The 13379-nt window shown below is 36.0% G+C and carries 15 protein-coding genes; 10 read left to right on the top strand and 5 right to left on the bottom strand.

Going from position 1 to position 13379, the window contains the following annotated elements:
* Positions 1–3: 3 nt before the first annotated feature.
* On the bottom strand, positions 4–336 hold the full coding sequence (locus DET49_RS05690) for an ArsR/SmtB family transcription factor (RefSeq protein ID WP_133547136.1): 333 nt from the start codon (positions 334–336) through the stop codon (positions 4–6).
* A gap of 99 nt (positions 337–435) precedes the next feature.
* Positions 436–1146 carry an SDR family oxidoreductase gene (locus tag DET49_RS05685; protein ID WP_133547135.1) on the bottom strand — a complete coding sequence of 237 codons (711 nt, stop codon included), beginning with the start codon at positions 1144–1146 and terminating at the stop codon, positions 436–438.
* Positions 1147–1389: 243 nt separating this feature from the next.
* Here DET49_RS05685 and DET49_RS05680 point away from each other — a divergent pair, with 243 nt between their 5' ends.
* From DET49_RS05680 to DET49_RS05665, 4 genes are all read left to right on the top strand, one after another.
* Positions 1390–1764: a hypothetical protein gene (locus DET49_RS05680; RefSeq protein ID WP_133547134.1), complete on the top strand. Its 375-nt coding sequence runs from the start codon at positions 1390–1392 to the stop codon at positions 1762–1764.
* A 101-nt stretch (positions 1765–1865) separates the two neighbouring features.
* On the top strand, positions 1866–2483 hold the full coding sequence (locus DET49_RS05675) for a YqaA family protein (protein ID WP_133547244.1): 618 nt from the start codon (positions 1866–1868) through the stop codon (positions 2481–2483).
* Between the two features lie 168 nt (positions 2484–2651).
* Positions 2652–3425 (top strand): DUF1206 domain-containing protein, encoded by a 774-nt coding sequence (locus DET49_RS05670; RefSeq protein ID WP_133547133.1) that lies wholly within the window; start codon positions 2652–2654, stop codon positions 3423–3425.
* Between the two features lie 91 nt (positions 3426–3516).
* Positions 3517–3675 (top strand): YqaE/Pmp3 family membrane protein, encoded by a 159-nt coding sequence (locus DET49_RS05665; protein ID WP_133547243.1) that lies wholly within the window; start codon positions 3517–3519, stop codon positions 3673–3675.
* Positions 3676–3741: 66 nt separating this feature from the next.
* Here the strand turns inward: DET49_RS05665 and galE are convergent, their stop codons facing one another.
* Positions 3742–4782 carry a UDP-glucose 4-epimerase GalE gene (gene galE / locus DET49_RS05660; protein WP_133547132.1) on the bottom strand — a complete coding sequence of 347 codons (1041 nt, stop codon included), beginning with the start codon at positions 4780–4782 and terminating at the stop codon, positions 3742–3744.
* A 156-nt stretch (positions 4783–4938) separates the two neighbouring features.
* On the opposite strand from galE, the gene DET49_RS05655 reads away from it, so the two are divergent.
* The 6 genes from DET49_RS05655 to DET49_RS05630 all read left to right on the top strand — a co-directional run bounded on the left by DET49_RS05655 (position 4939) and on the right by DET49_RS05630 (position 11785).
* Complete coding sequence (locus tag DET49_RS05655) at positions 4939–5223, top strand: DUF3817 domain-containing protein (RefSeq protein WP_133547131.1); 285 nt, start codon at positions 4939–4941, stop codon at positions 5221–5223.
* A 3-nt stretch (positions 5224–5226) separates the two neighbouring features.
* Positions 5227–6534 (top strand): mechanosensitive ion channel family protein, encoded by a 1308-nt coding sequence (locus DET49_RS05650; RefSeq protein ID WP_133547130.1) that lies wholly within the window; start codon positions 5227–5229, stop codon positions 6532–6534.
* 121 nt (positions 6535–6655) lie between these two features.
* The gene (locus DET49_RS05645) at positions 6656–7744 is read left to right on the top strand and encodes an endonuclease/exonuclease/phosphatase family protein (RefSeq protein ID WP_133547129.1); all 1089 of its coding nucleotides are present in this window, start codon (positions 6656–6658) and stop codon (positions 7742–7744) included.
* A 205-nt stretch (positions 7745–7949) separates the two neighbouring features.
* Complete coding sequence (locus tag DET49_RS05640; protein WP_133547128.1) at positions 7950–9797, top strand: flavohemoglobin expression-modulating QEGLA motif protein; 1848 nt, start codon at positions 7950–7952, stop codon at positions 9795–9797.
* Positions 9794–10843: a glutathione synthetase gene (locus tag DET49_RS05635; protein WP_133547127.1), complete on the top strand. Its 1050-nt coding sequence runs from the start codon at positions 9794–9796 to the stop codon at positions 10841–10843. The genes DET49_RS05640 and DET49_RS05635 overlap by 4 nt, the downstream gene beginning before the upstream one ends.
* A 21-nt stretch (positions 10844–10864) precedes the next feature.
* Positions 10865–11785, top strand: a complete 921-nt coding sequence (locus DET49_RS05630; protein ID WP_133547126.1) for a succinylglutamate desuccinylase/aspartoacylase family protein — start codon at positions 10865–10867, stop codon at positions 11783–11785.
* Between the two features lie 73 nt (positions 11786–11858).
* On the opposite strand, the gene DET49_RS05625 is transcribed toward DET49_RS05630, so the two are convergent.
* Both DET49_RS05625 and DET49_RS05620 read right to left on the bottom strand, forming a co-directional pair.
* Positions 11859–12185: a hypothetical protein gene (locus tag DET49_RS05625; protein WP_133547125.1), complete on the bottom strand. Its 327-nt coding sequence runs from the start codon at positions 12183–12185 to the stop codon at positions 11859–11861.
* A 65-nt stretch (positions 12186–12250) separates the two neighbouring features.
* Complete coding sequence (locus DET49_RS05620) at positions 12251–13378, bottom strand: lactonase family protein (protein ID WP_243729537.1); 1128 nt, start codon at positions 13376–13378, stop codon at positions 12251–12253.
* Position 13379 lies beyond the last annotated feature (1 nt).

Raw genomic sequence — 13379 nt, 5'->3', positions numbered from 1 at the left:
TAATTAGCAGCATTCGTCTCTTTCAGTAATTTGGGAATCGAAAAAGGTCATAAAAAGTTCTTTTATTGTTATCCATTTTTCATTGTTGATGCAATAGCAAACCCTCGTGCCCTCAATATCTCCTTTAATTATACCACTGTTTTTAAGCTCTTTTAAATGTTGTGAAATGGTGGGTTGAGCAAGTCCAACCTCTTGAACTAGATCACCACATATACAGGATTTCGATTTTATAATTTCTTGCAGGATAGCAATTCTTGCAGGATGCCCTAATACCTTTGCCAGACCGGCCAATTCATTTTGTAAAGGGCTAAATATTTCGGATTTTGTCAGTCCCATTTTTTAATTGTTTATTGCAATATTACGATAAATTGATTTCTAAAAAAAGAGGTCTCTAAGCTAAACTTATATAACCTCTCTTATTAGAATTACATGCTATTATTTCTTTGGTGGCTGTGATGGCCTTACTTCTATCTTACTGGGTAAGGTTCGTTTATTCATTTTAAGCAGATCTACCACTAATTCACCTATATCTTCTGGCTGAATTTTCCATGCATCCTCTTTATTTGGAGTGTGGTCATTAAAATGGGTAGCCACCGATCCTGGCATAATGGTACTTACATTAATCCCTTTTTGCCTAAGATCTAACATTACGGCTTGAGTAAATCCGGTTAAACCAAATTTACTGGCGTTATAGGCAGCACCCCCCGCAAAGAAATTAGTTCCGGCAAGACTGGAAATAGTAATAAGATACCCCTTGGATTTTTCTAAAGCTTCTAAACTGGATTTAACGCTATAAAATACCCCTGTTAGATTGGTGTCTATTGTTTCCTGCCACTTATTAGGAGTAAGTTCATCTATAGATCCAAAGTGCCCAATTCCCGCATTGGCGACCATCACATCAAGTTGTCCAAATTTATCTAATGCTGCATTTACAGCTTTCTGCTGACTTTCAAAATTTCTGACATCGGCTTCTAGTCCTAAGGCATCGGTAGCGCTTAATTCCTTAGCCGCTTTTTCAGCTGCATCTTTAGACCGGCTGGTAATGGCCACTTTCATGCCCAGGGCTAAAAGTGATTGTGCTACACCGTAGCCAATACCCTTACTTCCTCCGGTTATAAATGCAACTTTTCCTTTTAATGAACTCATAGTATTTTTATTTTTTTTGATTACGTTAAAACTAATAAACAATGCTATTTTAATAAAATTTGAAGGACTAAGATATTGTTAATTTTAAAAGTTAAACCTGAAGTTTCTATACTGTTCCAATCCAAAAAATGCTTTTTAAAAACTTTTTGATTTCGCTTAATTTCTTTGTTAAAATGTTTTATAAAACGACTAAAGCAGTACATTTGCAAAAAATATAGTGTAACCTGATTAACTTATATTCTCTTGAATAATATCAAAGCTCAAAAATTACTCAATAAAATTCAACGCGATTTAATGCGTAACGGAATTATTACCAATACCTTGGTAAGTGAACTGAAAGAATTAAGAACTCTTGTTGTAGAAGAAGGACAGCCTTTGTTGGCAAAAACCATCAGGTTAACCTACGAACATGTAGACGCTTATGATTCATTCAATATTGCCATCCCCGAAGATGATCCTTTAGAAGAGGGCCAGGAAGCACCGCTACAGGAAGAAACCACTGGACAGGAAAGTCTGGATTATTTACTATCTCTAATGGCCGATCCTTCGAATCGTGTGAATGAAATAGAATTGCGTGAGTACGTAAGGGCTTTCAATGAATATGCTGAAGAAAATTAAATCATAACTTAAATATATACTACGGCCTGATATTTGAAAGACAGTCTACTTACAAATCTTATTGAAATACCTCGATAAGAGAATTGCTAAAGGAGAATTTGATGAAGAAAAATGCGAAATCTAAAAAGAAGTCGCGCATACGCTTGTTACACCAATATTATAGCTATACCGGTTTTTACAGCTTTGTTTGGAAAAGTGTTAAAAAGGCAATTTTACCCATAATTTTATTTGTAGCAGCATTATTGGCACTGGATCGTTGGGTGCTTGATATAGAACAAATGCTGGTCACAGTAACCGAGACTTACTCTCCACTTGGTATTATCAGTGTTTTCTTTGTTTCAGAATCCCTACTGGGACTTGTTCCGCCAGAATTATTTATTGCATGGTCAGGAAAATCTGCTAGTCCTATTTTATACCTTTCGTTATTAGCGCTCGCTTCTTATTTCGGCGGAGTGGTCTCCTATTTTATAGGAAGATGGATGACAAAGATCCCTGCCGTGCATGAAGCTATTGAAGTTAAAATGGCACAGCATATTAAAAATACACGAAAATGGGGTGGTTTTTTAATTATCGTAGGAGCCTTGTTACCTATTCCATTTGCTATGACCAGTATTGCGGCAGGAATAATCAAATTTCCTTTTCCAAGCTACTTGATGTTTGGTTTGCTTCGCTTTATACGTTTTTATCTCTATGCACTGGTTATTTTTGAAATGGTTTAAACCCCATAGGCACATAAATTTATGATAACTTAAGTCTGAGCTTGTACCAAAAATATTAATCTGTTTCCATCTCAATCTCGATAGTAAAAGTTTAAAATTTTCCCAAGTTTTCTTTTATCTATTTTCAATGGAGTAAATTTAATTTACTAACCAAAAATTTTCTTGAAAATGGATTCTAAATTAAAAAAGATGGCTAGGGTGGGTTATTTCGCCAAGGCCACTGTCTATGGAATTACTGGAATACTCACCTTTCTTGCGGCCTTCAATATGGGAGGGCAAAAAACAGGGAATTTACAGGTGATAAAATTTTTAGAAAATCAGGCTTTTGGTAATGTATTACTTGTTCTAATTGGAATAGGACTGCTTTGTTATTCCGCATGGCGTTTTATTCAGTCTATCCAGGATCCTGAAAATATTGGAGATGATAAGAATGGAAAAGGGAAACGCGCAGCTTATTTCATCAGTGCGTTTTTATATCTTGGTCTTGCTATTTTCGCTTTTATGAGACTTATCAATGCCGGTTCTTCTGGAGGCTCCGGTGGCCAGGTTCTTACCGGAACCCTTGGGGTCGTTGTTTTTGCAATTATAGGGATAGGTCTTATTATCGCAAGTATTGCCCAGTTCAAAAAAGCTAAATCAAAAGAATTTTTAAAAGATTTTGGATATGATTCCATCGGGGATGAAAAAAAACGAAAAACAATTAAAAATACCGGTTATCTTGGCTTAATAGCCCGTGGAATTATTTTCGGAGTTCTGGCTTATATTTTTATCAGAGCAGCCCTGGCATCAAACACTTCCAATATAAAAGGAACAGCTGATGCCTTCTCTTTTTTACAGGAATCTCAATATGGTTCGTGGCTGATGGGATTAGTTGCAGCAGGTTTTGTGTGTTACAGTATATATGTATTTATGCTGGCTAAATACCGAAAATTCAAAGCATGATATTTTGTTAAACCCATACCAAGAACTCGTTAAATCTAATTAAAGGAGTGGTTTTTCTACGTAATTTCGATGGAAATAACCAATAAAAAAAATAATTATGTTAACGATCATTCTAAATATTCTATTACCACCATTGGCTGTTTTTTTAAAACATGGCTTAGGAGTTACTTTTTTAATAAGTTTATTGTTAACCGCCTTGGGCTGGATTCCAGGGGTGATCCATGCCTTCATAGTAAATGGAACAAGATAATTTTAACAACAGCAAATCAAAAAGGTCTGGACTTAAAACCAGACCTTTTTGATTAAAATTAAAAAATTAATTTTCTTTCTCCTCTCTTCTTACAACCTCTTTCTGCCAGTCCCAAGCACTTTTTAATGCTTCATCCAAATGTTTTTCAGTTTTCCAACCTAATTCTTCGTTGGCCTTTTGTGTATCAGCATAGGCAGCAATAATATCTCCTTCCCTTCGGGCCACAATTTTATAAGGTAGTTTTTCGCCGGTTGAGCGTTCAAAAGAATTAATTACCTCTAAAACAGAACTACCTTTTCCTGTTCCCAGGTTGAAGACTTCAAAATTGCTTTTTTCTTTATTTTTATGAAGTCGTTCCAAAGCCACTACATGGGCTTGAGCCAGATCCATGACATGAATATAATCTCTTATACAAGTGCCATCTGGTGTAGGATAATCATCACCAAAAACCGATAGTTCCTTTCTTTTTCCTATGGCGGTTTGCGTAATAAAAGGAATTAAATTTTGGGGAGTACCAATTGGTAGTTCTCCAATTTCAGCGGAAGGATGCGCACCTATGGGATTAAAATATCGAAGAGAAATCGACTTAAAATTCTTGTTTATCTTTGCTGTATCCGTAATGATCTCCTCTCCTATTTGCTTGGTATTTCCATAAGGAGATTCCGCTTTTTTTACCGGGGCGTTTTCAGTAATTGGCAAGCTATCAGCCTGACCATAGACTGTACAAGAAGAACTAAAGATAAAATATGCCTTTTCCTTCAACTGTAACTCCTGCAGCAGATAAATTAAACTCGCAAGGTTATTCTCGTAATACAATAGAGGGTTTTCAACACTTTCTCCCACTGCTTTAGAAGCAGCAAAGTGAATTACTCCTTCTATATCCGGGTATTTTTCAAAAAAATCCTTTACTTCCGATTTATTACGAAGGTCTATATTCTCAAAAATTGGAGTCTTTTGAGTGATTTTGGTTATTCCGGCCAGGACATCTATTGAAGAATTGGACAGGTTATCTATAATAACCACTTCATAACCCTGTTCCAGGAGTGCAACTACCGTGTGAGAACCTATAAATCCAAGTCCACCGGTAACCAATATTTTAGAGCTCATTTTTTAAAATTTTGTTGGTATGCAAATTAATAAAAATGAATTTGTAAAACCCATAGAGCAAATACTAATTCAGAATTAAAAAAAGATTGAACTAAAACTTAATCAAAAAGACCAGAATCTCTATAAAACCTATCTTTGCAATCTAAAAAATATATTATGCCCTTAAAAAAACAAAAAATGGTTTTTAAATATGTGAGTATTCTTGAAGGCCTCTCATTTTTATTATTGCTTTTTATTGCGATGCCATTAAAATATATTTGGGAAATGCCCCAAATGGTACAACAAATAGGTATGGCTCACGGGGTACTTTTTATTGCATATGTAATCGGCGCTATTTGGTTATTTAAACCTCTAAATTGGAGTTTTAAAGAACTCTTAATTATTTTGGGTTGTTCCCTTGTCCCATTTGGGCCTTTTTATGTTGAAAAAAAATATCTCTAAATTATGAACTTATCGGAAGGATTTAAAAACCTAATTTGTCTTTTTGAAACTTTTCTCATTGACCAGGGTGTAAACCCCACAGTCGCCCTTTATTTTAATTTACTCCTCAATCTTTTAATCCTGATCCTTCTGATTATCGGTTTAAATTATCTGATAAAAACATTTGTGATCGAAGCCTTTAAAACCTTCAGTAACAAGACACAAACTACTTTTGACGATTTTCTTATTAAGACAAAGTTTCCTAAATATATAGGTCAGATACTCCCGATTATTATAGTCTATCTCTCGCTACCTTATATTCTAGTGGATTTTCCATTAGCCATTAAAGCATTCTTTTACCTGATAGACATTTATATCATATTACTTATAGTTTGGATTATTAGAAGTCTATTACGGACGACAAAAGGCTATTTGAAAACCTTAGAAAACTTCCAGGATAAACCTGTGGAAAGCTATATACAGGTAGTGATGATCATTGTCTGGCTTTTTGCTTTATTATTTATAGTCGCAGAGCTTACCCAAAAAGATGTTCTTAAATTTATTATTTCTTTGGGTGCGGCCTCTGCCATCCTATTATTAATCTTTAAAGATACTATTTTAGGGTTTGTAGCTTCTATTCAGGTTACTGTTAACGATATAGTGAGAATTGGAGACTGGATTACCTTTAGTAAATATGGTGCCGATGGTACCGTGACTGAAATTACCCTGGCCACAGTTAGAGTTCAGAATTTCGATAATACCTTTACATCCATCCCTACCTACAGTCTAATTTCTGAATCTTTTCAAAACTGGCGGGGGATGCAGGAATCTCCAGGAAGAAGAATTAAACGTTCAATTTTTATTAAGCAGAATTCTGTAAAATTTATCACTCCGGAAGATTTTGAAAAATTTAAAAACATCCAGTTAATTTCAACGTACCTTGAAGAAAGGCAACAAGAAATAAACGAGTATAATAAAACAAATAAAGTGGATACCAAGTTACCCCTTAACGGAAGAAACCAAACGAACTTAGGTATTTTTAGAAAGTATATAGATACTTATTTAAACAATCACTCCGCTGTTCACAAAGAAATGTACATTATTGTGCGACATTTGCAGCCTACGGAACACGGAATCCCTTTAGAGATTCTATGTTTTAGCCGGGATAAACGCTGGGAAAATTTTGAATACATTACTGCGGATATTTTTGACCACGTTATTGCTGCCGTTTCCTTTTTTGATCTTCAATTATTCGAAGCACCCTCGGGAGATGATATTCGAGATTATCTCATTAAAAAAGATACAGTTAACACGCCTGGAAAGAATCTATGAATTAAAACTTGATTTAAAATAAATTAGGCTTAATTACAGCCCTTTTAACTTTTAGATTTCCTTTAAGAATGAAATACGAATTAACGAGTATATTTCAATTCGCTAAACAACTCAAATAAAAATGACATTGAAAGGTTTTCTTCAGGTCTTTGGAATCATAGCCGTTCTGATGACTCTGATTCCATTAATAGCTGCTGACTTTTGGTGGATTCGCATTTTTGATTACTTACATATTCAGTTAACTCTGCTCACCCTTACAGCGATTGCTGCCTATTTTATCAGGTTTGATATAAAACGAGTCGAAGATTATGTCTTTATGGTTGTATTGCTTGGTTGTTTCTTTTTTCAGGTGATTAAGATTTATCCTTATTTTCCACACGATAATTACGAAGTTGGGGAAGTTTCCGAAGAGAATTTTACCAATAAATTTAGTTTATACGCGGCTAACGTATTGCAGAAAAATAAAAATCCAAAAAAGCTTATTGCCGATATTAAAAAACAGAACCCGGATGTTTTACTTTTTACTGAGACCAATACGCGTTGGAAGGAGGATCTATCGGTGATAACTGATACATATCCCTATAAAATTGAAGTTCCTCTGGATAATACCTATGGGATGTTATTTTATTCCCGGCTAAAGCTTAAAAAACCCCGAATTAGTTATTTGGTGGACGACAGTATTCCTTCTATTCATAGTGTTCTTGAATTGAGATCTGGTAAGGACATTATGTTCCATGCGATACATCCCACTCCACCTATGCCCCAGCATAACCCTTCTTCTACTGCAAGGGATGCTGAAATGATGAAAATCGCATTTATGGCAAAGGACTCAAGGCTTCCGGTTGTGGTTGCAGGAGATTTTAACGATGTAGCCTGGTCAGCTACCACAGCACTATTCCAAAATGTTGGAGGTCTATTAAATACCAGGGTTGGGCGTGGTTTCTATAATTCTTTTGATGCCACCAGTTCTATTATGCGATGGTCTCTAGACCATATTTTTGTAACCGAAGAATTTAGAGTGGCCGATTTTAAATTAGGCAGCGACATAGATTCAGATCACTTTCCCATTTATATAGAGCTCAATCTTGAGCCGGATAAAGCTGAAGAACAAAAGCCCAAACCACCGACTAAAGAGGAATTAAAAGATGCGAGAGAGCAAATAAGAAACCTGGAGGAAAAAGCCAAAGAAGAGCTTAAAAAAAAGAATTAAATTAATTTTAGAAGTCTTTTGCGCATTTAAGTAATTATTTACGCTATCTCTTAAATAAAACCCAAAGTAGGCTTGTAGGATAGATTTCCCTAGTTTTCTTTCTAAATTTAATTATTGTTCAACCATAATCTGACTATTTATTTGGCTTAAAAACAGGGGTTTTGGTTTAATAGTATTTAATTTAAAAATTTAGAAGAAACGCATAATGCTGGAGATATCTGAATTATCGGAGAAATCAATTAAACAAATTTTAACAATCCTTGAAGAAGACGGGAAAATAGGGGCTACTCTTCCCGGTGGGGGCTTAATCCATATAGAGGATAATTTACCTTACCTGGTGGTATATCGAAAAAAGCAGAACGATATTGGTACCGAGAGAATAATTATTAGTGAGGCTTCCTATTTACTTATTGGGGATAAGTTTTTTGAAGCTTACCAGAAACTGATATACGCCCTTTCCGATAAGCTGTCTTCAGATTTTAAATCTTATATGATTTTTGAGATTTATACAGGTGAACCAAACAATTGTTTCACAATAAAAGCGCCTGCACAAAAATTACCAACCTCGGTAAAGGTTTTGGAAAGAGAACTTAATAAAATAAATGAATCCTTTTCTGGACTTTATTTAAAAGCTGAAATTAAAGATACCCCTAATCGTCAAAAAGAGGGCGATCAGGAACTTTTAAGCATTGAGGAAGCAAAAAAATCAGGAGCTGTAATCGTAGGTCTTGAAATTCCACCGGTTTACCGTGATGAGAATAATGAACTCTACCCTGTTTTCCTCAGAGAGTTTAAAGATTATCTTATAACCTGTATTCATAAGGCGATTTTTGATTATGTTAGGGTTCAAACCACCAGTGGCGTAGGAAGTTATTTGGCTCTGGGACGAAAGCACCTTAAAGAAAAAGTATTCGAAGTAGATAAAGCTTTGGCCAAAATAGAGCGTTCTTATCAGTTTTTATGGTTGGTCTCGCCTGCGAATATCCAAGATATTAAAAACACTTTTTTTGAAAGTAACTACGAAAAAGTATTAGACTACCACTATCGCTTGCTTCCAATAGATCCGGATCTTTTAAAAAGAGAACTTTATAATCTTAAAATTGAAGAAATAGACGATCCGGCGATGTCGCATATTTTCAGGGAAAAGCGGGAAGAGCTGGATCAGCAAATTACTATGTTAAGTGAGCGAGGGACCTCTAATTTCTTTTATAATAGTATCCGGCTTTACAAAGGCTTAAGCCCGAAATTAAGTCAGGAAGCAGGAAAAATACTACGGGAAGTAGATGAAGCTGAAACCTCTGGAAATACAGAAATAATAGATGCTAAAGGCTTTAGTAGTCTTGCCCGTCGGGAGTTCGATTATTTTGCAGAACAGGACAAAAATTTCAAAAGTAAAGTTCACATCCGAAAAGACGTGAATATTATGATGGTTAACAATGGTGAATTATATGTGCCAGCGGATTATAACATGAATAAAACAGAGGCCACAGCACTTATTCAACACGAAGTAGGAACTCATGTGCTTACCCATTACAACGGAACACGTCAACCTTTAGAGTTACTCAGTAGTGGGCTTGCCGACTATGATCCACTTCAAGAAGGACTTGCAGTGATGTCTGAATATTTAGTAGACGGGCTTACAGCTAATAGGTTACGAACGCTTGCCGGAAGGGTAATTGCGGGATCTGCTTTAATGGAAGGAGCCGAGTTTCCACAACTTTTCAGATTACTAAAAATGGATTATGGATTTTCTGCCGAAAGAGCATTTAATATTACTTCCAGAATTATGCAGGGAGGTGGATTTCTGAAAGATATTATTTATCTAAAAGGCTTGGTACAGCTTCGTGACCATCTTCAAAATGGAGGGGAATATGAACCTTTACTAGCTGGAAAATTCGGATTAAAACACACCAAAATTATTGAAGAGTTAACCGAAAGAAAAGTATTAAAAACTGGCGCATTGCGTCCAAGTTATTTATTAACCGAGAATATTACCAACAAATTAAACCTAATCAGAGAGGGATTACCCCTATCACAAATGATAACAAAATGAAGATTTGCTTTGTATTAAACGATATTGAAAATGAGAGCTGTGGAACATCGGTAATGTTAATGACCACTGCCCACGCTCGGGGCCACGAAGTGTATGCTATGGGGGTTGGTGATTTCAACTTCCACCATGATGCTCCTATAAGTATAAATAGTACTCAAGTGCCTAAAAACACAAAAACAAAATCTCCTAAAAAGTTTCTGGAAGCTTTACAGAGTTCCAAAGCCAGAAAAAAGAGAATTCAGTCAACAAAACTGGACGTGCTTTTTATTAGGAATAATCCTACAGAAGAGGATTCTGGCCGGGAATGGGCAGAGCAAGCGGGAGTTGCTTTTGGAAGAATGATGCAGCAACAGGGAGTTTTAGTGTTGAATGATGCCTATGCCCTATCCCATGCCTTTATTGATAAACTTTATTTTGAAGAACTTCCTCAGGAAATAAAGCCAGATTCTTTAATAACCAGAAACAAGGAAGATATTTTGAGGTTTTGGGAAAAGAACAATAAGAAAATTGTTTTGAAGCCTTTAGAAGGATCCGGGGGCCAAAACGTTTTTCTTATTGATGAAAATGAAAAAAACATCAACCAGATAATTGAAACCATTAGTCAGGATGGTTATGTTATAGCTCAGGAGTTCCTTCCAGCCGTAAAAGATGGGGATGTTAGAATTATTCTAATGAATGGTCGCGTTATGGTAAAAGATGGTAAGCAGGCCATTATCAGGCGTGTAAGTGGGGAAGGTGAATTTCGGAGTAATTTCGCATTGGGTGCCACTGCAGATAGTAGCGACCTTACCCCGGAAATGCAACGAATTGTAGATCTGACCGCTCCCAAGCTAATCCGTGACGGTCTTTTTTTCGTTGGTCTTGATGTGGTAAAAGATAAACTTATTGAAATCAATGTTTTGAGCCCCGGAGGCATGGAGCATTTTAAGGATATTGGTTTACCGGATTTCACTGGTACCGTAATAGAAGCAATTGAACGTAAGGTGGAATATAAAGTGCTTTACGGCCATCAATTTGATAACAGGGAAATCGCCTGTATGGAATAAGAAGAATAGAAAAAATACATTATGAGTAATCCATCAAACAAAAATATTCCCAGAATAATTGGGAAGTATACCAGTAATAATAAAGGACCTTTACTTTTTGTAACTGCAGGAATTCACGGCAACGAGCCTAGTGGAGTAAAAGCTTTGGAAGAAGTATTTAAACAGCTGGAAAAAACCAAACCAATAATTGAAGGGACTATAGTTGGGGTATCCGGTAATCACAAAGCCCTTAACCTGAACAAGCGTTATATAGATGAGGACCTTAACCGCGTTTGGACTAAAGAAAATATTGAACAAAAAAAATCCATAACCCACGAACAAAAAGAAATGTGGCAGATCATAGAGATCTTAAACCAATTTCCGGAAAAAGATTTCACCAAACGGTACTTCTTGGACTGCCACACGACTTCATCGGCAAGTTTACCCTATGTTTCGGTTCAGGAAGTAAATGATAATGATATGTGGGCGCACAATTTTCCCACCTATATCGTACGCGGATTTAGCGATATCATTACCGGAGATATAGATCATTACTTAAGCCGAATAGGCATGACCGGCTTTGTATTTGAAGCCGGACAACATGAAGATAAAACTTCAGTTGAAAATCACGAAGGGGTTATCTGGCTGGCCCTAAAGGAGGCTTGCAAACTAGATATTTCAAAAATTCAAACCTACCCTGAATGTGTAACCCGTTTTACAGAAAAGAATGCTCCGGCACAAAAAACTTTCGAACTGGTACATCGTCAAGGACTTAAAGACTCTGATGTCTTTGAGATGCAACCGGGATATGAGAATTTTCAGAAAATTAAAAAAGGAGAACTTCTCGCAAAACACAATGGCAAAGAAGTCAAAAGCCAATGGGAGGGCAGGATTTTTATGCCGCTTTATCAGGCTCAGGGAAATGATGGATTTTTTGTTATTCAGGAAGTTGAAAGCAGATAATCTTTTGGAAAACTTTAGAGACCTCTCAGGGAATTTTTCTACCTGTGAGGTCTTTTCGAATAGTTATCAAAGATTACTTTTTTACAATCCCGATAAGTTGGCCGGTTTCACAATTTAAACGTACATATTCATTATGATTTAGACCATACTTATATTTGGGCACCCTATAATCTCCAATTCCATTGCCCCAGGAACGAATCATAATAAGTTCCGTGCCATCTTTGGGATCTAACATCGGACTTTTACAGGTGTTTTCTTCAAAAAACATACCTTTTGCCAGGGTGAATTTTGCAGGAGCATCTTCAGGTTGTCTTATGATGTCATCTGAATCGGGTTCCATTATAGATCCGCATGCTATTAGCAGGCAAGCTAATAGCACAATTAAAACTTTTGCTTTCATATTTTCTGATTTAGTGTATTAAATTTAAGAAAATCAGAAATCAGTTTTTAATTTTATTTATAGCATTAATTTTCTACAAATTCTAAGCAAACCGGTGACATTACTTCGATTGGAAGTAAGTGTTCTTCCAATTCCCCGGATTGGAAATTAATTTTAAAACTACTTATTGTTGAAGTGTCCTGATTTGCGGCATACAGGAATCTTCCATCAGGAGAAATAGCAAAATTTCTTGGAGTCTCCCCTTTTGTGAGATAATGTCCAATCGTACTTAATTTTCCGGACTTTTGATCTACTTTAAAAGCAGCGATACTATTATGACCACGGTTAGAAGTGTAAAGGAATTTTCCAGAGGGATGCAAATGGATATCTGCTCCTGAATTTTTCCCTTCAAAATCTTTGGGCAAACTTGAAATATTCTGAATAAGGCTTAGATTACCATCTTCTTCCACTTTAAAGACGCTAACTGTAGAATTTAGTTCATTCATTGAAAAAGCGAAATGCTCATCATTTGACAAGGTGAAATGCCGTGGACCGGAGCCTTTTTCTAATTCAATAAATGGTTTTTGGTTTTGTTCCAACCTACCGGATTGCGCATTAAAATTGTAGATCCAAATTTTATCATTTCCCAAATCTGCTATATATGCAGTTTTATTTTCGGAAGAAAGTGTTACTGAATGGGCGTGGGATTTTTCAGGATTTTCTAATTGTATTTTTTGATGTTTGGTCAGCTCGCCATTCTTTCCTCTTTTGTAAACCATAACTACACCACCCATATAATTGGAAACAAAAACATAATTTCCATTTTTGTCAATTTCAATATGGCAGGGTGCAAAACTTTCGGTAGAGAGTTTTCCTACTTCCTCAAGGCTATGATCCTCATTTCTCTTGTAGGAATAAATAAAACCTGAGTGGGCATCTCCACTCCCAAGTTCACTTACCGCATAAAGGTTTTTTCCATCGGGAGAGGTTTTTACAAAACTGGGGTTTGTAATTTCAGCAACAGTTTTTTTTGGTAGCAAACTTCCATTTTCGGGATCTTGCATGGCTAAGAATATCCCATTGGCTTTTCCATCTACATGACCTTCCTTCTTAGTATATGTTCCGATATACATAGGATTTTTAGCATTTTGAGCAGCACAGTTTCCAGTGATGAGCACCACCAGGCTAATTAAAGTAAATCTTATCATATTCATA

The organism is Salegentibacter sp. 24, from assembly GCF_004362395.1.
Lineage (GTDB): Bacteria > Bacteroidota > Bacteroidia > Flavobacteriales > Flavobacteriaceae > Salegentibacter.
The sequence above is the reverse complement of the archived record's forward strand: the minus strand, read 5'-3'. Positions and strand labels throughout refer to the sequence as shown.